Genomic DNA, 26,536 nt, shown 5'->3' with positions numbered 1-26,536 from the left:
CCCGGTCGAGGCCGGGGAACAGGTGGGTTACCCCGATCAGCGAACCGTCACGGCCTTTGCCAGCGCACGCGGCCGGTCGATGTTGCGGCCCAGCTTCACCGCGCCGTGATAGGCGAACAACTCGCCCGCCACGAGCTGGATGATCGGGTCCATGAACTTCGATACGCTGGGCAGCTCGATATACGCTTCCAGCAACCCTTCCGGGAACGTCGACGGCAGATCATGGCCGAAGCCGATGATGTTGCCGCCCCGCGCCGCGATCTCGTGCAGGCTGGACACGACATGCGCGAAGGACTCGGGATCGTGCTGCGCGTTGGGGATGAAGGCGACCGTGAAGAACTTCTCGTCGATCAATGAAATGGTGCCGTGCTTTAGGAAGCCCGCCGGCATCGCCTCGGCATGGATGTACGACACCTCCTTGAACTTCAGCGCCGATTCCGCCGCCACCGGCCAGTGGATGCCGCGCCCCAGGAAGAACCAGTGCTCGATCCAACGATAGCGTTCGGCGACATCGCGGATAGTCGGCGACAGTTCCTGGACCAGCAGGTCCAGCTGCGTGGCCAGTGCAGTCAGCTCCCCCATATCCGCCGGTTGACCGTTGGCGGCCAGTTCGGCGGCGAGGCGCCAGGCGATCGCCGTTTGGCTGACGACCGACTTGGTCGACAGCACGCACACCTCGCGCCCCGCGCCCTGCAGGATCGGAAAGTCCGACATACGCTGGGCGGTCGATCCGGCGACGTTGTTCACCGACACCAGCTTCGCGCCATCGGCTTGCGCATATTCCATCACCCGGAGCGTGTCGTAGGTTTCCCCCGACTGCGAGATCGAGAGCAACGTGCTGTCCGCATCCAGCCGGGCGAGGTTCATGAACTCGTCGGCGGAATGGCAGGTCGCGCGGCGGCCGGCGATCTGGTGGAAGAAATACTGGCCGAGCATGCAGACATAATGCGAGCTGCCCGCCCCGACGAGCGCGATGTCGCTCTCCGCCAGCCGTTCCACGGCGGGGGCGAACGTCTCGTGCGACATGGCCGCGACGTTACGGACCGCGTCGGCCGCCTCGTTGATCTCCTTGATCATGTAATGCGGCCACGCGCCCAGGTCGGACGCCTCCGCGACGGTATCGAGTGGCAGGCGCTCCGGCGTGCGTTCCGGGAAATCGGGCGTGGCGAACGACACGACGCGTACCGCGTCGTGCGTGACGAACGTGATCTCGTCCTCCTCCAGATAGGTGATCCACCCCTCCTGCCCGGCGACCGCGACCGGGTCCGAACAGATGTATCCCGCGCCATCGGCGATGCCGACCGCGATGGGGCTAAGCCGCCGCACGCCGATCAACAGGCCCGGCCGATCGACGCAGGTGATCGCGAGCCCGAACTCACCCGACAATTCGCCCAGCGTCGCGAACAATGCCGCATCCAGATCGCCGCCCGCCGCATAATGCCGGGCGAGCAGATGCGCGATCACCTCGGTATCCGTCTCTGATGCGAAGACGACGCCACCAGCGGTCAGGTCGCGCTTCAGCTCCAGATAATTCTCGATGACGCCATTGTGGACGACCGCGAACTTGCCGTCGAACGAGCGGTGCGGATGCGCGTTGGGTACCGACACCTTGCCATGCGTCGCCCAGCGGGTGTGGGCGATCGCCGTCCCCGTCGCCGGCAGCCCGCCCGCGATCAGCCGCGCCGTCGATTCCGACAACGGCCCGACGCCGCGCACGATCTCGAACCCGTCATCGCCCGCAAAGGCGAAGCCGAACGAATCATAACCGCGATATTCCAGCTTCTCGAGCGCGTGGACGGTGCGCTCCTCGATGGAATGATCGGCGACGAAGGCAACGATACCGCACATGCGGGCGATCTCCGGGACAGGGCAGGAAGAAAGGATCGGGCGCGCCATGGCAGCGCCGCGTGACCCGCACAACGGCACCAATATGGAACCTTGGAGGACCTATGCAGTGGCGGGACGCGCCATCATCAGCGCCGCGCGCAACGTACGGCACACCGGCTCGTCGCGCTGGTTCAGGCCGACATGCTCGAACGTCACGATCCCCTGACCCGGTCGCGAGGCGGACGGGCGCAGCGCCTTCACCTCGGTCTCGCTTCTGATCGTATCGCCTGCGAACACCGGGTTGGGGAAGGTCGTCTCGGACATCCCCAGATTGGCGACCGTCGTCCCCATCGTCGTGTCCTGCACCGACAGGCCGATCACCAGCCCCAGCGTGAACAGCGAATTCACCAGCGGCCGGCCATGTTCGGTCGTCGCGGCATAATGGTGGTCGATATGGATCGGCGCGGGGTTATAGGTCAGCGACGAAAACAGCATGTTGTCCATGTCGGTGACCGTACGCCGCACCTCATGGACGAAGCGTTGCCCGATCATGAACTCTTCGAACCACAAGCCCGCCATCGGTCTCTCCCCTCGACATATCGTCCCGCTGTAGGGCAGGCCGGGCGACGATCAAAACCGTGGCCACGACCTTGTGACGTCGTGCCAGGCTTCCCACCTTCCCTTTCGTGCGCCGCTCCGCTAAGGCGGCGCGCTTTCACGACAAGTTGAGGATTTTGTTTGGCCAAGGAAGAACTGCTCGAAATGCGCGGCCGCGTGGTGGAATTGCTCCCCAACGCGATGTTCCGCGTGCAGCTCGAGAACGATCACGAGATCCTCGGTCACACGGCCGGCAAGATGCGCAAGAACCGCATCCGTGTGCTCGTCGGTGACGAGGTGCTGGTCGAACTGACCCCGTACGATCTGACCAAGGGACGGATCACGTATCGGTTCAAGTAAGCCGTTTCGCGGGATGTCCCCTGTGATGTCGTTGTCCGCGAGGCACCCCGTTCGATGACCCCCGGTTCGATGATGGGCGATACCGTCAATCTGGTCCTCGCCTCTTCCTCTCCCCGCCGCCGCGATCTGCTCGCGCGTATCGGCGTCGTACCCGCGCGCGTTGCCGCCCCCGATATCGACGAGACGCCGCTCCCCGCCGAGGTGCCACGCGTGTATGCGCTGCGCCTCGCGGTCGAAAAGGCACGAGCGGTCGACCGGGCGGCGGACGAGATCGTGATCGCCGGGGACACCACCATTGCGGTCGGCCGCCGCATCCTGCCCCCCGCCGATACCGAGACGGTACAGCGCCGGTTGCTCGCACTGCTTTCGGGCCGTCGCCACCATGCGCTGTCGGCGGTCTGCGTGATCGACCGCACCGGCAAGGAACGCACCCGCCTCGCCGACACCATCGTCGCGTTCAAACCGTTGACCCCGGCCGAGATCGACGAATATGTCGCGTGTGGCGAGGGGCTGGGCAAGGCGGGCGGCTATGCCATCCAGGGCCGGGCCGAGGCGTTCGTCCGTTTCCTGTCTGGCAGCCATTCGGGCGTAGTCGGCCTGCCGCTGTTCGAAACCCGCGCCCTGTTGAAGACCGCCGGCCTGCCGCTTGCCTGAATGGCTCTACGAAGCCGGCATCGGCGAGGCGCGCGCCGCGCTAGTCGATGACGGCCGCATCGTCGAGGCACTGGTCGAAATCGACGATACCGGCCCGCTGGTCGGCGCGATCCATCGCGCGCGGCTGGTCGAGCTGATCCCCGTCCGCCGTGGTCGCGTGACGCTCGACGGCGGCGGCGAGGCGCTGGTCGGAACGCTGCCACTGGGGATCACGCAAGGGTCCGCGCTGACCGTCACGATCACCCGCGAACAGATGTGGGAAGCCGGCCGGCTTAAACCCGCCAAGGCGATCCCCACCGACGACGCCCCCACCCCCGGCCCAGACCTGCTCGCCCGCCTCCACGCGACCGGCCATCCGGTCCGCACCCTGCGCGCCCACGAACCCGATCTGCTCGAACAGGCCGGCTGGTCGGAAGTGTTGGAGGAAGCGCGCACTGGCGACATCGATTTCACCGGCGGCACGCTCCGCATGACGCCGACCCCGGCGATGACGCTGTTTGACGTCGATGGCGCGCCGCCGGCCGATGCCCTTGCCCTCGCCTCCGCGCCCGTCGTGGCGGCGGCGATCCGTCGGCACGCGATCGGCGGATCGATCGGCATCGATTTCCCCACCGTCGAGGGCAAGGCGGGCCGTCACGCCGTCGCGATGGCGATCGACGCCGCGTTGCCGCCGCCGTTCGAGCGCACCGCGATGAACGGCTTCGGCTTCCTGCAGATCATCCGGCCGCGCCCGCGCGCCTCGCTCCCCGAACGGTTGCGCGCCGATCCGGTCGGCGCCGCCGCCCGCGCGCTGTTGCGGCAGATCGAACGGACACCCCCCGGCGGCCCGCGCCGCCAGCGCGTATCGGCGGCGGTCCATGCCCGGCTGACGGCCCGGCCGGACTGGCTGACGGAACTCGCCCGGCGAACGGGTGTCGTGATGGAATGGGAATATTGATGGCCAAACCGACCTGCCCGATCTGCGGCGAAGCGACCGACCCCGCCTATCGCCCGTTCTGCTCCGCCCGCCACCGCGACCGCGACCTGCTGCAATGGCTGGGCGAAGGCTATCGCATACCGGGCGGTCCGGCCGCACCGGAGGGGCTGGACAACCCCGAGGAGCACGACTAGGGACGCGCTTCCGATCGCACGGTCGGACAAGCCCGGATAGCTCAGTTGGTAGAGCATGCGACTGAAAATCGCAGTGTCGGCGGTTCGAATCCGTCTCCGGGCACCATTTTACTTCTAAAATCAATGACTTAGCCCCTTCGTATATAGAAGTGCCGGGCCGTGGTGTAATTTTGGTGTAATCGCGCACTTACACCGTGCGAATTGATTCGATACCCTACTGAGCGAGGCTAAGGTGATCGACGGCGCGATCGATGTGTAATCCGTCGACGTGGGCGTATCGCAGTACCATCGAGAGCGTTTTATGGCCGCTCACTTTTTGCACCGTTGGTAAGTCGACCCCCGCTTTCACCAGTTTCGTGATGGCTGTGTGTCGCATGACGTGGGGCGTGATTTTTTGAGGGTCTAACCCTGCACGGCATACAGCCCGGCAAAATGCCTTACGGAAGGTATGGCGGTAACCGGTGCTGCTCCCCGGTCCCCCTGCAAACAGGAAGCCCTGTGACGAACCGGTCTGTGCCATGACCTTCTCCAAGGCGGCAGCAAGCGCCGCTGGCACCGGTTGCTCGCGTTCACCAGCTTTGGCCTCTGGAATGTAGAATCGCCTTCTATGAGCGTCGTAGTGCTCCCAGCGAAGCCGTCTGGCCTCGCCGTGTCGCATCGACGTTTGGAGGCAGATCATGACGAACAGCCAGAGGTCGGGGTCTTGGTCCTCTAGAGCGGCCGCGATAAGCCTGTCGCATTCATGGGGTGATAGGGCGATTATGCGCCCCACACCCTCTTTCAGGCGTCCAAAGGTGGGGACTTTGCCCCCTTCAACCCATTTCCATCGCGTAGCGGAGCGGAAAAGGTGAGATAGGGTAGCGAGTTCGCGATTTATGGTTGAATCGCGAGCACCATCCTTTCTCCGGCTGACAATGAACGCTTTGATGTTGGCTTCGGAAATCGCGTCGATGCGAACTGCCCCAAATGCCGGAATGAGCCGGGATGCAATATGCTGACGCTTACGGGCTATCCCATTACCCTGCTCAGAGCCAAGCCGCTCAATGTAGTCATTTGCGATCGTTGCAAATGACTGGGAAATCTTCCGGCCCTTTGGGAGTGATAGCCTTCCTTCCCGCGCGCGCGTTCGCAAGGTTTCAATGAGATTGCTAGCTTGCTCGCGGGTGATCCGCTCACTTTCTTTCCCTACAGTGCGGTGGATACGCTCGCCATCTACCATCACATTGATGCTGTAGCTGATATCGCTGTTGGCTAATTTTGTTGCCGTAATACCGTGTTCATTAATCTTGCCGCCAATTGGCAGCGCTCGGATGGCAGGGCGGGTAAGTTTAGCAAAACGTAACGACATAACCGAGTCCTCAATGGAGGCAGCCCAGTATTCCAACGACTCGGACTGAGTCAACACCCCATACCATCTGTTTTGTTCGCAGTTTCTTTACATGCCATAGTAAAAACAAGTGCTTTCAACTAGTATAGTACGTTAGAACTTATCAATCGTAGGGGGTGTGATATCACGCTAAGGGCCATTGATTATTGAAAGTTCGGGCGTATCTGACGCTATATGCTCGGCAGATCGTTGCCGGTGCTTTAAGAAGTGAGATACGAGGTATGCCGAAGATCACCTTAAGCGCAGCAAGCGGCGGCGAACTCGGACGACTGACCCGGCAGGAGGCTGCCAGTTATCTAGGTGTGTCAGCCTCAACGATGGCTGATTGGCACCGAAAGGGCGTCGGTCCAGCAAGCATAAAGGTTGGAGGAAGGCGATTCTACCGGGTAGAAGCATTGAATGCTGTCATCATCAACAAATGAGCGCAAAAGACTTTAATAAATTGGATTCTTACGTATGTAAGTTAGTAAGCCTCGGGGACATATAATATTAAATCGGCCTCCACTTAGCACAGCCAATATAACGGAATTAGTTTGTCAAAATATAAAGACCATATAAAAATCACTGCATAAATTGCATCTATTGTGGCCTAGGTCCGAGAGCAGCATTTAAACAGGTAGACGCCTATTCATCCTACTCCTGCCATTTGCGTCCGGTTCGCCCTCTGCCAAGGCAATGTCGGAATACCGGCGCTATCGATCCCGTCGCCATTGCGGCTATCATCGCCAGCTTGCAAGCCATCGATAGGCGACGGGCTGCGGAAGGTCGATAAGCATTCTTTTGGCAGGAGAAATCTGCCAAACGAGTTCAGTAGGTCAGGTTCGGACCCCTCACTGCCAGTGAGGGGTCGCTGCGCTCTTTCGTCGGCTTATTCGTTCAACGGCTATTCTAAACGTTTCAACGAAATGCCGCCCAACTGAAGCCAATTATTAATCAATTGTCTTAATCATCCATCCATCATCAAGATGTTGATTGTAGACGACTACATTTAGCCCCTTCATTCCCTTCTTTTCCATAAAAGACGTTAACCAAACGGATCGAGCCGCTCTAAAATTGTCCCAGTCCGGAAGTGCTCCAAATGGAAATGGCGTTTGAGGTTGAACAAATTGACCAAAATCACCACGGGACGCAATATCAATAGTTTGATCGGAATCCAGTTTTCTCGTCAGGTTCGCAAGCCTTCGAGGTACAATTATGGTATTTAACGCTCCTCTGAATTCAGATTCCGGCCCGTCAAGAAACACGGGCTGCTGCGCCTCCTCAATCTCCTGTAACGAATACAGAGTCGAAGGCTCGAAATCGTAAACAGCATCATCCGGAAGAGACGCACCTACAACGTCTTCCATTTCCATAATGTATGCGCAATTAATAGTCGCCCATAACGCGCGGCGAGACTTTCTAGAGACCGCTGAGAAGTCGATTATTCTTAATTCACCCTCAATCTCAATCGCCCGGGTTGCACCATTTTGAACTGCCTTAAAATGGGAAATCATTCTCGTATTGGCGGCGGCCTCATATGCGCCGGAAAATCCCGCTTGCCAAAACCAGTTCTTAAATAAGTCCGGATTTGTATTCAGCTTGCCTCTGGCTGCGAGCGCGATGAATGGGGGCAACAGATTCAGATAGGGCATAAAGTCTCGACGTAAAACGCCGCAATTTGCTCGAAGAAATGAGACGATAGTAGAAGCCGCAAACGCAACTCCGTCCCATTCTCTTTGAATAACGTGCTTCGGCAAATCTAAAACTGCGGCCTGCCGCAAATCATTTGAGTGCAACAACGCAATTGCTTGCAAAAGTGGCAAACCGTCATCCCCAAAGAATGAGTTCAATTCCACCGATTGCTCTCGAACGCTGATCCACCTATCTCTGAGATTCCAACTAGCGTCAAACGACTTTGCGACTAACAAGTCAAAGGTATTCAACGTAAGACCCGTTTTATTGACCTTCTCAAATATCCGAGCGATAGCCGACGGTTCTATTTCTTGATCTAATTTTACAACAGGAAACTCATAATCGTGAATAGCACTTAGCCTATATGTATAAAGATTTGTTATAAGTGATTTTAACTCACTCGCTTTATTCGGCTCTAGAACTTTTGATAGTAGATCGTCTCTCCAAGTAAAAAATGCAGTAGGAGATTTTAACGCGGAAATAGGAATAATGCGTTCTTTTATTTGATTTTCTAGAGACCCGTAGTGACGATCCCATAGTCGACGGCGAACTGAAATAATGCCTTCCTCAATATCCTGATCAATAGCCAAATCCCATTTGATAGCGAATAGCGATTCACCGGTTCCATATAAAGATTGATAAAGTGAAGTTAGACGTTGCTGACCATCTAATACGCCAAACATCACTTTTGAAAGCGGCGGCGCGGCATCCATCGCTCTCATCATGAATAAATCACTTTGTCCCTCTAACAGTAGAAGGCTTCCTGCCGGCCATCCCGCAAAAACTGTTGCCAGTAGCGATCGAACATCTGTCTCATTCCAATCGAAATCACGTTGAAATTCTGGGATACCAATTTTCCCAGTAGCGATGCCATCAACTAAGCGTCCCAAATGGAATTGCTCGACGGAGGTATTAGAATAGCGCATTATGCGATCCTATCTTCAAAGCTAATGGGTAGGCCTTCTAGTCGAGATAGTTGCTCACGGAACCAACTCGACGGGTAAAAGCTTCGATCACCACTATGCAGATAAAAATACTCGGTATCCGCCCCTACGCGGCCGGTAACAGCAGGAAGCACAAGCACAGTAACGTCATCGCACGTCACTAAAGAATAAAGAGGGCGGTTATCTAGTAATCGAATTGAAATTGTACTAGCTTTAACTAAGTTGCCACTACTTTTAAGGGCTTTCCACGTTCGCTCAATGCGCTCTATTGCATGCTTTACAGCGACTAAATAGGAATTTGCATCCATTGAGAGGGAATCTGCCACCTGCGCACTATATGCAGCATTTGTGTCGCATACAAAAAACGTTATATTTATAGGCCTATTACGGCCATTTTCAAGTAAGCTATTTATATGTTGATCAACCCAAGGCTGTAAATCCGTTAATAAGAAAAATATCTCTGATTTTGACGTATATACTTCGCTCCAGTCTAAAGAACGAAGCTTGCCTGCGCTTTTAAATTGTTGGGAAGCTAAATTTCTACTTATTCCCGCTAATTTAAACATTTCCCTATAGACATTTCTACGCAGAATTAACTCAAAAATAAGTTGTAATAATGCTGTGGATATAATCGTAGTCATTAATGCTACGACAGTATTTTGTATCCAAGGCGTGGTAATTTTTGTACTTAGGCCCGCCCCTATGAACCCTAGGGTGGCGATGACGAAGGCTGTGAGTGAGGCTTTCCAATTAGTTGTTTCGCCGTCAACGCTTGAGTCACTCGGTGAAGCCATTCGCCGCCCATCCCTATCTATCATACATAGGTGTACCGTTGGCGTGAGGGTTTTGTCGAGACGAGGTAGGTTGTCTTCTCAGGTAGGCCTTTAGTTTGTCATAATGGCAAGGCGCGTGAAATGCTCCCCACGGATGTCATATTTGACGTTGTCGTAAACGAATAAGCGTTGTCCGCTTATCCCTACCAGTTTCACATTTGGCTGAGCCCTACGCCCTCTTGGTCGATGTTTTCTTTAATGGGTATACCTGTCTGAGACGATCCAGTGAGACGTTATTGGCGTCTCACTAGGGTTGACTCCTCTCAAATGAGACGTATGACTCGAATAGTCTAAAGTCTATTGAGACGGAGTCGTTATGCTGGTGGGTTACGCAAGAGTATCGTCGTCGGGGCAGTCGCTGGCAGTGCAACAGGATGCGCTTCGCGCCGCCGGATGCGAGAAGCTGTTTGCGGAGAAGGAGAGCGGCACCACGACGGATCAGCGCAAGGCGCTAGCCGATGCCCTCGAATTCATCCGTGAAGGTGACACCCTTATTGTTTGCCGCATCGACCGGCTTGCCCGATCCGTGGCGGACCTCGAAACTATCGTTGCTACCATCAAGGCCAAGGGTGCCTTCCTTAAGGCGGTGGACCAACCGATCGACACGTCCACTCCCGCTGGGGTCGCGTTCCTACAGATGCTGGGGGTCTTCGCTCAATTCGAGACAGCAATCCGTAAGGACCGCCAGATGGAAGGGATCGCCAAGGCTAAGGCTGAGGGACGGTATAAAGGACGGACGCCAACCGTGGACGTGGGGGCAGTCCGCGCCCTCAAGGCAGAAGGGGTTCGTCCCGTCGATATCGCTGCAAAGCTGGGGATTGGTCGGGCGAGCGTTTATCGGGCGCTTGAAAGCACCTGATATCACTTTGGGAGATTACCCTCTAAAACGCCCGTAGAAGACCGTACAGCGTTGTTTGCTACCTTGGCTACCATGGTGGTCAGTTAAGTTAAAAAGCCATGGTTTCCCGTTGCTAGGGTAAATAAAGGGTATCTTTAATACTGCATCGGTTCAGTGATGTATTTTTGTTGAATGTTGCAGATAACTACTGGTCAATCTTTAAGTCGATTACTCGACAGACATTTTTTGCGATAACGCTTAATCGGCCTGCCGCGTATCCTCCTGTGTAACCGCCAAAGCCGTTCCTGGCCCGATATCGCATCCAGACGACATATTGCCCCTCTGGGCGTGAGCCTTGGACATGACGACAGCCACCCGGCCGAGAAAACTCGACCAGACGACGTGTCAAAGGGGTTACGAAGCCCCGCCTGCTCCCTTGTTCGAGCAAGCAGGCGAACCATGCCAACGCCCGCCCTTCCATGCAACTCATGCTGGAAAGGCGAAGTCCTAGATAATTACGTGACTTTGCTCTGGGGTAACCATTCCCTGACGACCCAAAATCAGCATGACCTCACACCCCGATCACAACAACGGTGGACAATATTCCGCCGTCATGCCAATAAAGCGGCGCCAGATGCCATAAAACAACAAGTAATACCGAGAAGAAGGGCCAACAAGTCTGGTTTAGAAGTATATAAAATGAAGATAAACGCACAAACTATTAAAGAATACGAAGATCGTCTAAAGCCAAATACCTTCATAACACTTACCCTCAAACAAGGTATAAGTAGTTCAGCGGGTGGATTTATAAAAGGTTGCCCATTGATATATGACCGGGTAATGAAAGGTCAGCTATCGGCTGTGAGCAGGCGGCTATATAGAAAGCGAAAATGGCGAAAAAACCGTCAAAGGCTTCCTAACCTATCCGTGGTGGAAAAAAGCTATGGTGGGCTTTGGCACATCCATGCTTGCCTTAAACGGCCAGATAATGTTACTATTGAAAAGTTCAAAGATATATTCGAAACGTGTTGGTCTAAGTCACAGTGGGCTAAAGAGCGTTTCGAGATTGAGGAATACCGGGGCGGCGGCGTCTCATACATACTTAAAGACGGTCAGGACGCGATCCTAACCGAGTCAACCAATGTTTGAATATCTGGCACTACAGCGTGCCCATCGAATAGATTGACCGGCTAACCAGATTTAGGCACTTTACGGCAGGGTGCGGCGAAAGCCACACCTTGTCAAAGTTATGTCTTATGAAGATATAAGTTAAATAACATTTAATTATATTAACTCTTATATCAATATGATTAAACTTATACATTCTAATATTAATAGATTTTTATTTTTATTTATAATCACCTTTACTGACGAATAGATACCTTCGGTTACCTTTATCACAAGATTATCATTAAAATGAATCACCTCTTTATCATTCAAATAACAACTAGATGATCCTATTTATAAATCAGTCAAAAGAGCCAGCATCCTGATTGATCTAGTTTTGGGCGAATAGGACGATGGAACCACTCGTTTGGCTCTGATTTAGATATTAAAAACCTAAATTCACAGGGGTGGTAGCAAATCCAACGCTCAGATTTTCGAGATTGCGGGATTCGGACTACACCCCGCTACGGCTCGTCATATCGTTGAAAGACTGTGGCAGCACTCTCTTGGCTGTTTAGCGACCCTTATCTAAGGTGAAGAGAAGATAGGCCTCAAAAGACCCTGCCGCCCTGACATTGTCATCCCAAAAAGAGACAAAGAAAGCTATCTTATCTGATTTGAATGAAGCCTTTTTCCTATCGCCGACGTAGCTTTCGTCCGGGCGGCGGTGCGTCGATCCACGGAACAAAGGTGTGCATTCATGAAGCGGATTGTCTCTCTCGGAACGCTTGCGGCAGCCTTGATCGCGGCTAGCCCTGTAAATGCTGCTACCGTCGTTATTCCGGTAGGCCTCGATGCGGTTGAAGGGAACAGTGGCAGCCGAAACGTCCTTGGCTTCATCAACGTGGCTCGAATGCAGCAAGTTTTTAATGCGGATCAGTTCGCAAGCGGCCCGATCACACTAACTGGCCTCGCCTTTCGCGCAAATAACGCTAACTTCGGTGGCATTTTTGGCGGTCCGGGGACAGCGTTTACACGCACAACTCAAGGTTTGCAGATAGCCCTTTCCACAACGAGCGCACGGGCCGATGGACTGAGTACCAACTTCGCGACGAACGTCGGTTCGAACGTTGTAAATGTTGTACCACGGAGCGACGTTACATATTCCTCGGGTGCTGGAAGTACGAATGGAGTCACCAAGGACTTCGACGTATTTTTCAGTTTCACAAATCCGTTCGTCTATGATTCATCGATGGGTAATTTGTTGCTCGATCTAACAAGCTTCGGAGGAAGCAATCGAGCAGGGACAACGCTTGATGGTCAGGACCTTCTTGGTGATGGCACATCCAGCCTGTTCCTCTCCAACGGCACCACGGGCAACGGAACAGCCAGCACCTTTGGGTATGTCACTCAGTTCACAACCCAAGCTGTCGCCGCCGTCCCCGAGCCGACGACTTGGGCGATGATGCTCGTTGGGTTCGGCATGATTGGTGCTGCGTCGCGTTACCGCCGCCGCCAGCCGAGAGTCGCTTACGCCTGAGGATTGGACTCCGATCGGGTGTAGGTGAGGAAGGGTCGCTGATCGAAAGGTCAGCGGCCCTTTTCGCGTGATGATCGCAGCATGGTTAGCTGCTACCCCGTGAAGCCCGACACAGAATCCCGTCAAAGGATACGCAGCGTCCCATTTTGCCAATTTGGAACGAAAATGGTTTCTACTGCGATCATTCCGACTTTCTATTTAATTGCGTTAGGTTAAGCCACGCCGCAACGGAGCGTTCTTGCTTCGAAAGGGGTGGAAAATGAAGAATATCGCATTGGTTTCGGCGTTGCTTGGTTCGGCGGTTATGGCACCCACGACGGTATCGGCTGCAACGCTTCTTGATATCGTGAATGTCCCGGCCCAGACCAATACATTCTACGGCCTTACCTTTACTGCGAACGCATCCACTTCTACGGTTTCGTTCGCTGGATACCAAGTGCCCGGTAACTTTCAAATCCTATCGTTTGGTCTTTTCCTGAACAATATGGGTTCAAGCATTATATCGACAAATGGCGCCGACTTTACGCTGACGCGCGCAGGCTCTGGTTCGAATGCGTTTGGAGGAAACGGCATCCTTGTTTTTCAAGGAACAACCGCTGGTAGCTATGATACCCTTTCGCAGGTCGCAAATACCATTGCCGGTTCGAACTATACATTGCGATTCAATTTGAGCAACAGCATACTTAATCAACCAAGCGGGCTACGCGTTGAGGCATCGAACGCAACGGTTGGCGCCGTCCCCGAGCCCGCCACTTGGGCAATGATGATGGTCGGCTTTGGCATGGTTGGTGGCGCGGCTCGCTATCGTCGTCGTCATTCTACAGTTCGCTACGCCTGATTTAACTCCCTCGTTTGCGGGCGTGGGTAAGGAAGGGTCGCTGATCGAAAGGTCAGCGTCCCTTTTTCGTTCCGGTAGCCGCGTGGTATGGAACCGGTAAGCGAGACTGTCGTTATTAGGCCTACCACACTATTTTCCCCCCTTTATCAGTGTGGATCGATATGGGTCGCTGATCGCCAGTCAGCGGCTCTTTTTCGTGCCCAATCCAACAGCGAAATCAAACGCCCTTGCCCAATGTTCGCTCTTTGTTCTAACTATGGACCAAGGAGTCGGACATGGGCATCATCACCGTCGAGCGGATTGCGGAGTTAATAGAAGAGGCGCCCGGGTGGGCGCTGGTGGCTCTAACGATGCCACAACAGGGCCTTCGTGAAGAAGCGCGACATGAAGTGGCTTCGCACGTCTATAACTCCCTGTACGCCCTTCCAATGGACGGCGGTAGCCAACTCCCCCTTCCCCTATGACCCATGGGCAAGAATCAGCGCTTTGATACAATCTACGATTTCACCCGCCCCGGCATCAACCTGCACCTGGAATGCAGAAACAATCGCTGTCGCCACAAGGCTATCCTGAATAGTGGGCTGGTCTGGCGGTGGGGATCGATCTGGCGTTGGCAGGGCCATGATCGTGCGATAAGAGAGGAGGGTCGCCCATTCGACCGTCGACCGCTCGAATTCATCCAGACCGCCCTTATCGGGGGTGGAACCGGATGATGGCAAAGATACGGGGTTAGTTACTAACGCTAAACAACAGCGGTTTTCAGCGGTTCCGGCTTTCTATCATCAGGTAATATTTCGCGAAGATGGTCGTGCACCATTCGCTGGTTGAACGGTTTTAATATAAACGTAGCCTTGTCCGGCATATCACCAGAAGCTGGCACGACATGACCGGAAGCGATGACTATATCAATTAAAGGCCAATGTTCGGCAACGTGACGAGCCAGCGCAAAACCGTTTATCGAACCCGGCATATCTACGTCTGAGAATAGCAGCACGGTATTTTCCCAATGTTCGGCAAGATGAACAATTGCTTCATCACCATCGAACGACTCATGCACACGAAAGCCCGCATCTTCCAGAATGTATGTCGTTTCCATCATGATGATCGGATCGTCTTCAACGACAATAGCGTAGGGAATGGTTGATGTTGCCATAGTTCTAGAACCACGCGGGGCCAGCGTGGGTTGCCCGTGCATTAGAAAAAACCCACAACATTCGCCCTGCCTAGATGAATTGCCCCTGTTATACCTTCCGCCGGAATGCCCACACTAAGCTTGATAAGCTGGTGATGACTGCCGCTACAGCTAGCAGCAACGATGAATCTGGAATGACCATGACGCGACTCCTTCATTCATCGATGTATATGAACCCAGTACCTGTAGGACAGAACAAAGTGAGAACGAAATGCAGGGGCGGCGGCGGCAAAGGGTTTAGCCTTGATCCGGTAAAGACCGTCATGCACCCCTAACCTGATGCAACCGACCCCCCTATGGCCCGCCATCACCGATGATGACCGTGTAAAAAAGCTGATAGCCGCCATACAGACAGCGGCGGTATCAGAGGCGGGCGGGAAGGCACCGTACACCGTCGAGGCAGTGCTACATGGCCCCGACCTAGCTAACGCCCTTTTATTCGTCCTAGCGACCGTCCTAGAACCTTCGCCGTCTTGCGGTACGCCAGCGGGGATGCGGAAGGTAGCAGAGGCTGCCGGCACGGAACTGCACCAGCTTATGAAAGAGACGAGGCAGTTGAAGGCTATGTCGGGTGGCGCTGCGTGACCCTGAGTTGTAATTCCTGTGTAATTGCGCACGGAATTGGTCGTAATTTCTCGTAATCGCTCGGTACGTCAGAATTTAACGTCGCTACCCTAAGTCCCTTATTTCGTTATGCTTTGTAGCTTTTCGGTACGTTTCGTAATTCCGGTTTGCGAGACTGAAAATCGCAGTGTCGGCGGTTCGAATCCGTCTCCGGGCACCACGCCTTCTTCATAGACGCAGGCCACACCGGCCCATATCCTCCCTCGCCTGAGCATCACCGACTCGCGGATCGCGACGGCAATGGTCGGGGATTGGGGGCGGAGCCGACGTGGCGAAGAACGTGCTCATCTTTTCAGACGGCACCGGCCAGATCGGCGGGCTGCGCCCGGACCAGCGCCTGTCCAACATCTACAAGCTCTATCGCGCGATGCGGCCCGGCCCCGATTCACCAATCGGCTGGCATGAACAATATGCCTTTTACGATCCCGGTCTGGGCGCGGGCGAGGTCGGGGGGCTGACCTTTCGCCGGCTTCATAACATGCTGGCGGCGGCGGGCGGCACCGGCATCGATGAGAATGTGATCGACTGTTACGCCGCGATCATCGCCCATTACCGTCCCGGCGACCGCATCTGCCTGTTCGGGTTCAGCCGGGGTGCCTACACTGTCCGGGCGCTGGCGAACGTGCTGAACCTGTGTGGCGTGCCGACGAGCACCGCCGACGGCGCGCCGGTGCCACGTTATGGCCCCGCCCTGCGCCGCATCGCCAGCGTGGCGGTGAAGGACGTATACAATCACGGTGCTGGCGCGAAGCGCGCGCAATATGAGCAACAGCGCGAAACGAAGGCCGACCGCTTCCGCACGACCTATGGCTCGCAGGGCATCGGTGTCGATGGCGAGAAGCAGGGCAATGTGCAGCCCTATTTCATCGGCGTCTTTGACACGGTAGCGGCGCTTGGCAGCCGCACTGCCACGTTGATTGCGACGCTGGGCTTCGTGGTGATGATCGGGCTGACCATGGCGATCGGGTCGATCGCTCCTCGGTGGATCACTATACTGGCCGCCCTGGTGCCGGCGGCGGCGGCGCTGTGGCTGCTGCGTATCCTGTTGGACCAGTTCAAATACTTCTTCGACGATCCCAATCGGCGCATCCGGTGGTGGAACCCGCTCGACTGGATCGCCGCGATCCGCGTCGGCCACCTCGCCTGGTGGAGCGGCAAACATTACGATCGATATGTCGATCGCGAGGTGCGCTACCTGCGCCACGCTTTATCGCTGGACGAGGAGCGGACGCGGTTCCCCTACGTCCCCTGGGCAAAGCCCGAGGATTTGCGGCGGAATGCGGCGGAGGGCCGCACCGACTGGCTGCGACCGCGCTGGTTCGCCGGCAATCACTCCGACATCGGCGGCAGCTATGCGGAGGACGAATCGCGCCTGTCCGACATCGCGCTCCGCTGGATGGTCGACGAGTTCACTACCGCGATGGCTGGCAGCGTGAAGATCCGCGCCGACCTGCTGGTCACCAGCCCGGATGCCACTGGCCTGCAGCATGACGAAGTGCAGCGGATGCTGGACAGCCAGCCGCGATGGCTGCGCCGTCTGACCGGCGACCGCCTGACATGGCGCCGGACGGTGCGACAGGTCGATCCCGCCGCGCCGCTGCACCCCAGCGTCATCGATCGCTTCGCCGCCGGCCCCGTGCCGCAAATGGGCGAAGTGAAACCCTACCGCCCCGCCAGCCTGCGCGACCACAAGGCCGTCGCCAGTTATTACGCAGGCTGAGACCGCCCGGATCGGACTCGCGGCACGGGTCGTTATTATCCAATGGCGCAGAATATCGAGGAACTTCAGGCCCGCATGGAAGCCGCCGCCCGGGCGATGGATTTCGAGGAAGCCGGCCGCCTGCGCGACCGGATCAACCTGATCCGCGGCGGCGCATCGATGACCGATGCTGCCACCGCCGAGACGGCCGGCATCCGCCGCCAGCAACCCGGATCGATGGGGCTCGGCTCCAGCCGCCAGCAAGTCGCTCCGCCACCGGACTGGACACCGCCGCCCAAGCCCGACCTGATGACCACCGGTCGTCGGCGGCCGAAGACGGAACGGCGGTAGGAAGGATGTCCTACACGGCGAGCTTGAGTTATCCCGTCGGGCAACCGCTCTTTCTCACCGTCGATCGACGAAATCCCACCCACGCGCACGATCGCGCACGCGTAGGCGGGTGTGACTTTCGAGACTTTCCGCACTGGAGTTCCCCAGCCTCCGCCGGGGAACTGATCAGAATGACTTCCAGTCGTCATCCGCCCGCACCATCGCCAGGATGGCGGCCGCCGGCAGCGGCTTGATCGGCGAGGTGTACGCGCCGGGCGTAACATAGTCCGGCTTGCGGGCCGGTGCGGATGCACGGCCACCGCTATGGGCGACCTTGAACCGCCCCGCCTGATCGGCGAGGTTGCCGACTTCGCTGGCCAGGTTGCGAGCGGCCGCAGACGTCTCCTCGACCATTGCCGCGTTCTGTTGCGTCGACTGGTCCATCGTCCCGATCGCCGCCGAGATCTGCGTGATCGCCGCCGACTGCGCCTGGTTGTCCGCCGCCATCGTCGCCAGCAGTTCGTGCACCTGCGCGACGTCGCCCGAGATGTTGGCGAGCGCGCCATCCACCTTGGTCACCGCCTCGACCGCGGTCACGATGTCGGTCTGCGTCACCGTCAACTGGTCACGTGCCCGCTTGGCTTCCTCCTCGGCACGCATCGCGAGTGCGGACACCAGATCGGCCACGACGGCAAAGCCACGACCGGCGTCACCGGCACGCCCCGCTTCCACGGCGGCGTTCATCGCCAGCACGCGCGTCTGGAACGCGATCTTGTCGAGGCCCTCGATGACGCTGTCGATGCCCTTGGCGCTTTCCGACACCCGGCCCATCGCCTGCACCGCCTCGTCCGCCACCGCCCGGCCGCCGCCGACCGTCGCGATCGCCTGGTCCGCGCGCTCCACCGTCCGCGCCGCCGCGCCCGCCGATGCCCGCAGGCGGCCGTCCATCTGCGTCACCGATGCCGCCGTCTCTTCCAGCGAAGCCGCATTGCTTTCCGTCCGCCGCGCGAGATCCTCCGATGCCTGCGCAATCTCGCCCGATCTCGTCCGGATCGTCGTCGCACTCTCCAACTCCGCGCCGATCAGGTCGCCGTCCGACAGATCGGACAGATGACCCGATACCGTGTCCACGACCATCTTCTGTTCGGCCTCAGCACGAGCCTTGCCGCATCCGCTGCCTCCTTGGCGATCCCGTTCTCCCGGAACACCGCCACCGCCTTCGCCATCTGGCCAATCTCGTCACCGCGGCTGGCACCTGCCACCTCGCGACGATAATCGCCCGCCTGCCCCTGCCCCCGTTGCAGGATGTGGCCGTCGGGCAAAAGGTGCTGGGCGTCGGCGACCGCACCGGTGCGACAATTTCTCCGGTGTCAGCATCGACGAGGAAATTTCGCAGATGGTCGCATTGCAGAACAGCTATTCGGCCGCCGCCCGCGTCATTAGCACCACGCTATCACTGTACGACGCCAACATCATCACGATCGACGAATCATCGGCGACACTGCGCCAGAAGATCATGACCGCGATCGGCACCGGTCAGACACAGGGGTTGCAAGAGTCGATCGCCGGCGCCTTCGACCAATTCCGCGCCGCGCTCAACGCCGGCGACTGCAGTGGGGCGTTATTGGCGGGCGCCCAGACCGATGCGATGCCGTTCAAGCCGCAGACGCTGGCCGATACCGTCGGCGATACGCCCACCGCCACCCAGATGGACGCGCTGAAGACCGCGATGGGGCAGATCGATGCCGCCCTGCCCGGCGTCCGCGCGATCAACGCCGAAAACGGCCGCAAACAGGCCGAGACCGAGACGCTAGGCACCCGCGCCGATGATCGCGCCAACCTGCTCAGCGAGCTGATCTCGACCAACGAAGATGCCGATTACGGCCAGATCGCCAGCGACCTGTCGCAGCAGCAGACCGTGTTGCGCGCCAGCTATTCGGTCTTCACCCAGCTATCGAGCCTGAGCCTGACGCAATACCTGAAGTGAGGCCGACCTATCGCTCACGCGTGGCGGCGAACTTCACCTTCGGATAGCGATCGGCGATATAGCCGACCTCCCATGCCGATTTCGCAAGAAACACCGGGTTGCCGTCGCGGTCCTTGGCCATCGATGACCGGTTCAGGTCGGTAAAACCCTTCAGGTCGGCCGCGTCCTCCGCACTCACCCAGCGGGCGGTGTCGAACGGCGCCGGCTCCAGCCCGGCGGCGACCTTGTACTCGGCGTCGAGTCTGCTGAGCAGCACTTCGAGCTGCAACTGGCCGACCACGCCGATGATCCAGTTCGACCCGATCTCGGGATAGAATACCTGCGTCACGCCCTCTTCGGCCATATCGTCCAGCGCCTTGCGCAGCTGTTTCGTCTTGGCCGGGTCCTTCAGCACCACACGGCGCAGGATTTCGGGTGCGAAGTTCGGCAGGCCGGTGAAGCGAACATCCGCCTTCTCGCTCAACGTGTCGCCGACGCGCAGCGTGCCGTGGTTGGGGATGCCGATGATGTCGCCGGGATACGCCTCGTCCGCCACTTCGCGGGCCTGCGCGAAGAACAGGATCGGCGAGTGGACCGCGATCGGCTTGCCGCTGCCCGACGGGGTCAGCTTCATGCCGCGTTTGAAGACACCCGAACACAGCCGCATGAAGGCAATGCGATCGCGGTGGTTGGGGTCCATGTTCGCCTGAACCTTGAACACGAAGCCGGTCACTTCCGGGTTCTCCGGCGCGACGGGAGCGGGATCGGCGGGTTGCGGGCGCGGCGGCGGCGCGTGTTCGGCGAGCGCGCCGATCAAGTCGGCGACGCCGAAGTCCTTCAGCGCCGATCCGAAATAGACCGGCGTGAGGTCGCCGGCGCGATACCGGTCGCCGTCGAATTCGGCATAACCCGCCTGTGCCAGTTCCACCTCGTCGGCGAAGCGTTCGGGCAGCGCACGGTCGTCGGTCGTGCCCTGGAAGGTGCGGCTGTCGCCTTCGGGGCGGCTGATCCGGCCGGTGGCGAGGTTCTTCACGCCTTCGAACTCGCCGCCCATGCCGATCGGCCAGCTCATCGGACAGACATCGAGCTGGAGCATGTCGGCGATCTCGTCGAGCAGCTCGAACACCGGCCGCCCCTCGCGATCGACCTTGTTGACGAAGGTGATGATCGGCACGTTGCGCAGGCGGCAGACCTCGAACAGCTTGCGGGTCTGCGGCTCGATGCCCTTGGCCGCGTCGATCACCATGACCGCCGAATCGACCGCGGTCAGCGTGCGATAGGTGTCCTCCGAAAAGTCTTCATGCCCAGGCGTGTCGAGCAGGTTGAAGGTGATGCCGTCCTTCTCGAAGGTCATCACCGACGAGGTGACCGAGATGCCGCGCTGTTGTTCGATCTTCATCCAGTCCGACCGGGCGCGGCGGTTCTGGCCGCGGGCCTTCACCTCGCCGGCCAGATGGATGGCGCCACCGACATAGAGGAGCTTTTCCGTCAGCGTGGTCTTGCCGGCGTCGGGGTGGGAGATGATTGCGAAGGTGCGGCGGGGGGAGATCATGAAGGCATGTCCGGCGTGGAAAGTTAGGCTAAGGTGAGGCCAAGACCGGACCTAATTTTCGTTACGAAAGTCAGGAATACCGGGCTGGTGACGGGGTGCTACGGCACCAGCGTCACGCTCATACCGATAGTCTTCGCGTCCCCGCCCGCGACCGTGAACACGCCGGGTTTGTCCTTGTATTCGCCGGAAAAACCTTCGGGATCGGCGATGCCGTGCCATGGTTCGACACACACGAACGCCGCCCCCGGTTTCGTCCAGATACCGAGCGCCGGCGTGTCCGGGAACGCGATGCGCAACCGGGGGCCGATGGCCGCGCCATAAGTCACGGCGTCTGACGCCACCGGGTCCCACACCAGCGCATCGTTGGCGAACAGATCGTCGGCCAGATGCAGCGTGCGGCCGTCGAGCGGCGACGGGTTCGTCTGCGCCGCGATCAGGCCGTCGGGCGCGATCGCGCGCAGGCGACCAGGTTCGTCGGCGTCGAACACGATGCGGTGATCGGCGCGCGCCTGCCGATAGGGCAATGGCCATGCGAAGGCCGAGTGAAAGCCGAATTGCGCCAGCATCGGCGTGTCGGCGGGATTGATGATCCGCGCCTCGACCGACAATGTCGCCCCGTCGATGCGGAAACTGATCTCCAGCCGGAACGCATAGGGATAGGCCACGCGCGTCTCGGCCGTGTCGGTCAGCGCGAAGGTGGCGTGATCCGCTCCCTGATCGACCACCGCGAACGCCATGTCGCGGGCGAAGCCGTGCTTGGCCATCGGGTATTCGGTGCCGTCGACGCGGATGACGCTGCCGTTGGTCACGCCGATCACCGGGAACAGGATCGGCGCATGCTTCGGCCAGAAAGCGGGATCGGCATTCGTCATCAGCTCGGCGCCATCGGCATCGTGCAGATGCGTCAGTTCCGCGCCGAACGGATTGATCGCCGCCGACAGGGCGTCACTGCGAATCCAGATCAGATCAGCCACGCAAACTCGCTCCCAGCTTGGCTGCCGCGGCGACGACCTTGTCGGCGATCGCCTTCAGGTCGGCCTCGGCGAAGCTCTTGTCGCCCGGTTGCAGGACGATTTCGACCGCGACCGATTTCTCGCCGTCCCGCTCGAACACGTCGAAGACGCGGGCGGCGACGATCGCCACCTTGTCCGCGCCCCGGATCGCGCGGATCAGCACATCGCCGGTCAGGGTGGCGGGCACGAGGAACGCGAAATCCCGCCGCACCGCCTGCAACACCGGTGGGGCATAGGCCGCGCGCATGAAGCCCGCCTGCCGCTTGCCCGGCACCGCATCCAGATACACCTCCGCCGCCGCGACCGCGCCGTCGAGGTCGAATGCCTTCACCAGGCTGGGATGCAGCATGCCGAACCGCGCCAGGATCGTCTTCGGCCCCAGCCGCAGCGTGCCGGACTGGCCGGGATGCCACGCCTCGCCGGCCTCCCCCATCACCTGAAGGTTATCGACGGGCGCACCGGCGGCGGCGAGCAGCGCCAGCGCCTCTGCCTTGGCGTCATAGGCGTCGAACGACACCGCCTTGCCCTCTCGCCAGCCGCGCGCGCGGCGGTCGCCCGCCAGCACGAGGCCCAGCGTCGCGCGCTCACCCTCGGCCAGATAGCGCCGGCCGATCTCGAACAGCCGCACGCTGCCGGCGCCGCGACGCAGGTTGCGTTCGGCCGCGGACAGGATGCCGGGCAGCATCGAGGGGCGCATCACCTTCAGTTCCTCGCTGATCGGATTGGCGAGCGTGAAGGCGCCGCCGCCGAACGATGCCGCCTGCGCTTCCGGCAGGAAGCTCCACGTCACCGCCTCGTCCAGCCCACGTGCGGCGGCGGCACGGCGGACGCGGCGTTCCAGCTTCTGCTCCACCGTCGCGGTCGGACGGGCGACGCCGGGGATGCGCGGCAGCGGCACGGGGGCGACCTTGTCGATCCCCTCGATACGGATGACCTCTTCGACCAGATCGGCGGGACCATCGATATCACGCCGCCACGTCGGCACCCGCACCGGCCACGCACCCTCGATCGTCGAGAACAGCAGGTCGCTGAACTCGTCCGGCTGGCGGATCGCGCCGACCGAAAAGCCGAGCGACAACAGGATGCGTGCCTGCCGATCCGGCGCGACCGACAGGCCGCCCAGCGTCCGGCACAGGTCGGGATCATAGGTGACGATCCGTGGTTCCAGCGGCGGTTCGCCCGCCCGCGTGATCGCGCTCGGCGTGCCGCCGCAATGCGCGACCACCAGATGCGTCGCGATCGCCAGCCCGTCATCGAGGAACGCCGGATCGACGCCCCGTTCGAAGCGCTGGCGTGCATCGCTGGTCAGCATCAGCTTCTGGCCGGTGCGGGCAATATGATCGGGATCGAAGAACGCGCATTCGATCAGCACGTCGGTCGTCGTGTCCGACACGCCCGAATGCTCACCACCCATGATGCCGCCGATGTCGTGGACGGCCACATCGTCGGCGATCACCGTCATCGTGGCGTCGAGCGCATAGGTCTTGCCGTTCAGCGCCAGCACCTGTTCGCCGTCCTGCGCCTTGCGCGCGACGAGGGCGCCGGACAGCTTGGCGCGGTCATAGACGTGCAGCGGCCGACCGAGATCGACCGAGACGAAATTGGTGATATCGACCAGCACCGATATCGGTTTCTGCCCGATCGCGGTCAGCCGCCGGCGTATCCATTCCGGCGCGGCACCGTTCGTCACGCCCGACACGCTTTGCGCATAGAAGGCGGGGCAGCCGGCGGGATCGTCGGTGCGGACGTCCGGCGCGGGCGCATCGCCCTCGACGGGTGCCAGCGTCGTCATCCGATATGCCTCGGCCAGCGGTTTCAGCGTGCCGAGACCCGCCGCCGCCAGATCGCGGGCGATACCGCGCACGCCCATGCAATCCTGCCGGTTGGGGGTGATCGCCACGTCGATGACCGGATCGATCAGTCCGGCGAAATCGGCATAGCTGGTGCCGACCGGCGCATTGTCGGCCAGTTCGATGATGCCGTCATGGCCCTCACCGATCTGCAGCTCGCGCGCGGAACACATCATGCCGTTCGATTCGACGCCGCGGATCGCCGCGACCTTCAACGTGATGTCGGCGCCCGGCACATAGGTGCCCGGCCCGCCGAACACGCCGACCAGCCCGGCGCGGGCATTCGGCGCGCCGCACACGACCTGCAACGGGGCGCCGCCGTTCACGTCCGGCCCGGCATCGACCGACAGCACCTGCAGCTTGTCCGCCTGGGGATGCGGGGCCGCCGACAGCACGCGCGCGACGCGGAACGGGGCCAGTGCCTCGCCCGGATTATGGACGCCCTCCACCTCCAGCCCGATGCGGGTCAGCGCATCGACGATGGTGTCGAGCGTGGCGGCGGTGTCGAGATGCTCCTTGAGCCAACCCAGCGTGAACTTCATGCGCCCACTCCCCCGGACAATGTGGGTACATCGAGGCTGGAGAAGCCGTAATGCTTCAGCCAGCGGATATCGCCGTCGAAGAACGCGCGCAGATCGTCCATCCCGTATTTCAGCATCGCCAGCCGGTCGATCCCGCAACCAAAGGCAAAGCCCTGCCACTCGGCGGGGTCGAGCCCGCACGCCTCGATGACCTTTGGGTGGACCATGCCGCTGCCCAGCACCTCCATCCAGCCGCCATCGGCCGCGTCGCCGGAGCCGCCAATCACGCGCTTGCCCTTGATGACGGTGTAGCCGACGTCGATCTCCGCCGACGGTTCGGTGAAGGGGAAATAGCTGGGGCGCAGGCGCAGGACGATGTCGTCGCGCTCGAAGAACGCCTTCAGGAACGTCTCCAGCGTCCATTTCAGATGGCCGAGCGTGATGCCCTTGTCGATCACCAGCCCTTCGACCTGATGGAACATCGGCGTGTGCGTGGCATCCGAATCGGAGCGATAGGTGCGGCCGGGCGCGATGATGCGGATCGGCGGTTTCTGATCCAGCATCGTGCGGATCTGCACTGGGCTGGTGTGGGTGCGGAGGACGCGCGGAGTGGTGCGCTCGTCGCCATCCTCGCTGCCCGCCAGATAAAACGTATCGTGCATCGCCCGCGCGGGGTGCGTTTCGGGAATGTTGAGCGCGGTGAAATTGTGCCAGTCGGTCTCGATCTCCGGCCCGGTCGCCACCGCGAAGCCCAGATCGGCGAAGATTTCGGCCAGCTCGTCCATCACCTGGCTGACCGGGTGGATGGTGCCAGCCATCGGCACCTCGGCCGGCAGCGTCATGTCGAGCGTCTCGCTGGCGAGGCGCGCGTTCAGGGCCGCGGTTTCGAGCGCCATCTTGCGAGTGCCGATCGCCTCCGTCACAGCCTCACGCAGGGCGTGGATGCGCGGACCCTCTGCTTGGCGCTGGTCGGGCGTCATGCCGCCCAGCGTCTTCAGCAACTGCGTGACGCGGCCCTGTTTGCCGAGCGCATCGACGCGGACGGCGTCGAGCGCGTCGAGGCCGGGCGCGGCGGCGATGGCCGCCAGCAGGTGTTCGCGCATATGGTCGAGATCGTCCGTCACTTCATACTCCTGCGGATGCCGTCGCCAGGCGGGGCAGTCCCAAACCGATCGCAAGATCGTCCCATTGCTCGTTGCGCGCCTCGATCAGTTCGATCTTCCAGGCCCGCCACCATTCCTTCATCCGCTTCTCCCGAAGGATCGCAGCGTCCATCGTGTCGTGCATCTCGTACCAGACGAGTTGCCTGACGCCGTACCGCTGCGTGAAGCCGGGGATCAACCCCTCGCGATGCTGAACGATACGGGCAAGCAGATTCGAAGTGACGCCGATGTAGAGCGTACCGTGACGGCGACTGGCGAGGATGTACACGCACGGCTGGAAGGTTTCGCGCATGGTTGCGTCCGTATTGCGTGGGCGGGCCTGTGCCTACCCGCTCCGCCCCCGTCCGTCATCCCGGCGAACGCCGGGACCCATGGTTGCGGTGGACGTGGTGCCGGAACGCGCCCTTACCAATGTTCCGTATCCATGGGTCCCGGCGTTCGCCGGGATGACGGAAGGGATGGTGATGACGGGAAAAAGTCACACCCCCAAACCGAAACGGGGCGCCGGTGTTGCCACCGACGCCCCGCCCGAAACACTATGCGTCAGGTCGCTTATGCGGCCTGGGGCAGTGCCGCCTTCGCCTGCGCGATGATTGCGCTGAAGGTGACCGCCTCGTGCATGGCGATGTCGGCCAGGACCTTCCGGTCCAGTTCGACGCCCGCCAGCTTCAGGCCGTGCATGAACTGCGAATAGGTCAGGCCCTCGGCCCGGACGCCGGCGTTGATACGCTGGATCCACAGACCACGGAACGTGCGCTTCTTAACCTTGCGGTCGCGATACGCGTACTGGCCGGCCTTTTCGACGGCCTGACGGGCGATCCGGATGGTGTTCTTGCGACGGCCGTAATAGCCCTTCGCCTGAACCAGAATACGCTTGTGCTTGGCGCGGGTGGTAACACCCCGTTTTACGCGTGCCATCT

At 59.6% G+C, this 26,536-nt stretch carries 25 protein-coding genes, 1 tRNA gene and 1 pseudogene; 14 read left to right on the top strand and 13 right to left on the bottom strand.

Annotation, left to right across the window (positions count from 1 at the left end):
- Positions 1-36 precede the first annotated feature (36 nt).
- The gene (gene glmS / locus ASG67_RS01380; protein WP_056524233.1) at positions 37-1,848 is read right to left on the bottom strand and encodes a glutamine--fructose-6-phosphate transaminase (isomerizing); all 1,812 of its coding nucleotides are present in this window, start codon (positions 1,846-1,848) and stop codon (positions 37-39) included.
- 99 nt (positions 1,849-1,947) lie between these two features.
- On the bottom strand, positions 1,948-2,406 hold the full coding sequence (locus ASG67_RS01375; protein ID WP_056524228.1) for a MaoC family dehydratase: 459 nt from the start codon (positions 2,404-2,406) through the stop codon (positions 1,948-1,950).
- A 159-nt stretch (positions 2,407-2,565) separates the two neighbouring features.
- On the opposite strand from ASG67_RS01375, the gene infA reads away from it, so the two are divergent.
- The 5 genes from infA (at position 2,566) to ASG67_RS01355 (ending at position 4,654) form a co-directional block, all read left to right on the top strand.
- Positions 2,566-2,784 carry a translation initiation factor IF-1 gene (gene infA, locus ASG67_RS01370; protein WP_007403889.1) on the top strand — a complete coding sequence of 73 codons (219 nt, stop codon included), beginning with the start codon at positions 2,566-2,568 and terminating at the stop codon, positions 2,782-2,784.
- A 54-nt stretch (positions 2,785-2,838) separates the two neighbouring features.
- Positions 2,839-3,438 (top strand): Maf family protein, encoded by a 600-nt coding sequence (locus ASG67_RS01365; RefSeq protein WP_235534992.1) that lies wholly within the window; start codon positions 2,839-2,841, stop codon positions 3,436-3,438.
- Positions 3,431-4,375 carry a hypothetical protein gene (locus ASG67_RS01360; protein ID WP_056524225.1) on the top strand — a complete coding sequence of 315 codons (945 nt, stop codon included), beginning with the start codon at positions 3,431-3,433 and terminating at the stop codon, positions 4,373-4,375. Before ASG67_RS01365 ends, ASG67_RS01360 begins: the two co-directional genes overlap by 8 nt.
- Positions 4,375-4,548: a DNA gyrase inhibitor YacG gene (locus tag ASG67_RS18180; protein WP_082543234.1), complete on the top strand. Its 174-nt coding sequence runs from the start codon at positions 4,375-4,377 to the stop codon at positions 4,546-4,548. Before ASG67_RS01360 ends, ASG67_RS18180 begins: the two co-directional genes overlap by 1 nt.
- Positions 4,549-4,578: 30 nt before the next feature.
- A tRNA-Phe gene (locus ASG67_RS01355) sits at positions 4,579-4,654 on the top strand.
- A 108-nt stretch (positions 4,655-4,762) separates the two neighbouring features.
- Here ASG67_RS01355 and ASG67_RS01350 read toward each other — a convergent pair.
- On the bottom strand, positions 4,763-5,896 hold the full coding sequence (locus ASG67_RS01350) for a tyrosine-type recombinase/integrase (protein ID WP_156460595.1): 1,134 nt from the start codon (positions 5,894-5,896) through the stop codon (positions 4,763-4,765).
- A gap of 260 nt (positions 5,897-6,156) precedes the next feature.
- Here ASG67_RS01350 and ASG67_RS18175 point away from each other — a divergent pair, with 260 nt between their 5' ends.
- A complete protein-coding gene (locus ASG67_RS18175; RefSeq protein WP_082543232.1) occupies positions 6,157-6,357 on the top strand; it encodes a helix-turn-helix transcriptional regulator in 201 nt (66 codons plus the stop codon).
- A 507-nt stretch (positions 6,358-6,864) separates the two neighbouring features.
- Here ASG67_RS18175 and ASG67_RS18170 read toward each other — a convergent pair.
- Together ASG67_RS18170 and ASG67_RS18685 are read right to left on the bottom strand one after the other, a co-directional pair.
- Positions 6,865-8,532, bottom strand: a complete 1,668-nt coding sequence (locus tag ASG67_RS18170; protein WP_082543231.1) for a GmrSD restriction endonuclease domain-containing protein — start codon at positions 8,530-8,532, stop codon at positions 6,865-6,867.
- Entirely contained in the window at positions 8,532-9,344 is an 813-nt protein-coding gene (locus tag ASG67_RS18685) for a hypothetical protein (protein ID WP_156460594.1), read from the bottom strand. Before ASG67_RS18685 ends, ASG67_RS18170 begins: the two co-directional genes overlap by 1 nt.
- Positions 9,345-9,699: 355 nt before the next feature.
- Between ASG67_RS18685 and ASG67_RS01345 the strand changes: the two genes are divergently transcribed.
- The 5 genes from ASG67_RS01345 to ASG67_RS01340 all read left to right on the top strand — a co-directional run bounded on the left by ASG67_RS01345 (position 9,700) and on the right by ASG67_RS01340 (position 14,170).
- Entirely contained in the window at positions 9,700-10,242 is a 543-nt protein-coding gene (locus ASG67_RS01345) for a recombinase family protein (RefSeq protein ID WP_056524220.1), read from the top strand.
- 438 nt (positions 10,243-10,680) lie between these two features.
- Positions 10,681-11,370, top strand: a complete 690-nt coding sequence (locus ASG67_RS18680) for a hypothetical protein (protein WP_235534991.1) — start codon at positions 10,681-10,683, stop codon at positions 11,368-11,370.
- A 718-nt stretch (positions 11,371-12,088) separates the two neighbouring features.
- On the top strand, positions 12,089-12,868 hold the full coding sequence (locus ASG67_RS19320) for a PEPxxWA-CTERM sorting domain-containing protein (RefSeq protein ID WP_235534990.1): 780 nt from the start codon (positions 12,089-12,091) through the stop codon (positions 12,866-12,868).
- 259 nt (positions 12,869-13,127) lie between these two features.
- Positions 13,128-13,706: a PEPxxWA-CTERM sorting domain-containing protein gene (locus ASG67_RS18160; protein WP_082543229.1), complete on the top strand. Its 579-nt coding sequence runs from the start codon at positions 13,128-13,130 to the stop codon at positions 13,704-13,706.
- A gap of 275 nt (positions 13,707-13,981) precedes the next feature.
- Entirely contained in the window at positions 13,982-14,170 is a 189-nt protein-coding gene (locus tag ASG67_RS01340) for a DUF6771 family protein (protein ID WP_056524216.1), read from the top strand.
- A 278-nt stretch (positions 14,171-14,448) separates the two neighbouring features.
- Here the strand turns inward: ASG67_RS01340 and ASG67_RS18155 are convergent, their stop codons facing one another.
- Positions 14,449-14,859 carry a response regulator gene (locus tag ASG67_RS18155; protein WP_082543228.1) on the bottom strand — a complete coding sequence of 137 codons (411 nt, stop codon included), beginning with the start codon at positions 14,857-14,859 and terminating at the stop codon, positions 14,449-14,451.
- A 931-nt stretch (positions 14,860-15,790) separates the two neighbouring features.
- Between ASG67_RS18155 and ASG67_RS01325 the strand changes: the two genes are divergently transcribed.
- Positions 15,791-17,242 carry a T6SS phospholipase effector Tle1-like catalytic domain-containing protein gene (locus tag ASG67_RS01325; protein WP_056524207.1) on the top strand — a complete coding sequence of 484 codons (1,452 nt, stop codon included), beginning with the start codon at positions 15,791-15,793 and terminating at the stop codon, positions 17,240-17,242.
- Positions 17,243-17,284: 42 nt separating this feature from the next.
- Complete coding sequence (locus ASG67_RS01320; protein ID WP_056524206.1) at positions 17,285-17,572, top strand: UvrB/UvrC motif-containing protein; 288 nt, start codon at positions 17,285-17,287, stop codon at positions 17,570-17,572.
- A gap of 165 nt (positions 17,573-17,737) precedes the next feature.
- Here ASG67_RS01320 and ASG67_RS01315 read toward each other — a convergent pair.
- A pseudogene (locus ASG67_RS01315) lies at positions 17,738-18,831 on the bottom strand (methyl-accepting chemotaxis protein); the annotation flags it as partial.
- On the opposite strand from ASG67_RS01315, the gene ASG67_RS18675 reads away from it, so the two are divergent.
- The gene (locus ASG67_RS18675; protein ID WP_268796275.1) at positions 18,726-19,538 is read left to right on the top strand and encodes a flagellin; all 813 of its coding nucleotides are present in this window, start codon (positions 18,726-18,728) and stop codon (positions 19,536-19,538) included. The pseudogene ASG67_RS01315 and the gene ASG67_RS18675 overlap by 106 nt on opposite strands.
- 7 nt (positions 19,539-19,545) lie before the next feature.
- Here ASG67_RS18675 and ASG67_RS01305 read toward each other — a convergent pair whose 3' ends face one another.
- The 6 genes from ASG67_RS01305 to rplT form a co-directional block, all read right to left on the bottom strand.
- Positions 19,546-21,069 carry a peptide chain release factor 3 gene (locus ASG67_RS01305; protein ID WP_056524200.1) on the bottom strand — a complete coding sequence of 508 codons (1,524 nt, stop codon included), beginning with the start codon at positions 21,067-21,069 and terminating at the stop codon, positions 19,546-19,548.
- Between the two features lie 98 nt (positions 21,070-21,167).
- Entirely contained in the window at positions 21,168-22,043 is an 876-nt protein-coding gene (locus ASG67_RS01300; protein ID WP_056524197.1) for an aldose 1-epimerase family protein, read from the bottom strand.
- A complete protein-coding gene (gene pheT / locus ASG67_RS01295; protein ID WP_056524195.1) occupies positions 22,036-24,474 on the bottom strand; it encodes a phenylalanine--tRNA ligase subunit beta in 2,439 nt (812 codons plus the stop codon). The genes ASG67_RS01300 and pheT overlap by 8 nt, the downstream gene beginning before the upstream one ends.
- Positions 24,471-25,556, bottom strand: coding sequence for a phenylalanine--tRNA ligase subunit alpha (pheS, locus tag ASG67_RS01290; RefSeq protein ID WP_200940719.1), 1,086 nt, complete (start codon positions 25,554-25,556; stop codon positions 24,471-24,473). The genes pheT and pheS overlap by 4 nt, the downstream gene beginning before the upstream one ends.
- A 22-nt stretch (positions 25,557-25,578) precedes the next feature.
- Positions 25,579-25,908, bottom strand: coding sequence for a GIY-YIG nuclease family protein (locus tag ASG67_RS01285; protein WP_056524188.1), 330 nt, complete (start codon positions 25,906-25,908; stop codon positions 25,579-25,581).
- Positions 25,909-26,168: 260 nt separating this feature from the next.
- Entirely contained in the window at positions 26,169-26,534 is a 366-nt protein-coding gene (gene rplT / locus ASG67_RS01280) for a 50S ribosomal protein L20 (RefSeq protein ID WP_056524185.1), read from the bottom strand.
- Between the last annotated feature and the right edge of the window lie 2 nt (positions 26,535-26,536).

The organism is Sphingomonas sp. Leaf339 (assembly GCF_001426195.1).
In the GTDB taxonomy this organism is placed as follows: domain Bacteria; phylum Pseudomonadota; class Alphaproteobacteria; order Sphingomonadales; family Sphingomonadaceae; genus Sphingomonas.
Note: the sequence above shows the minus strand (reverse complement) of the source record. Positions and strands in the feature narration are given on the sequence as shown.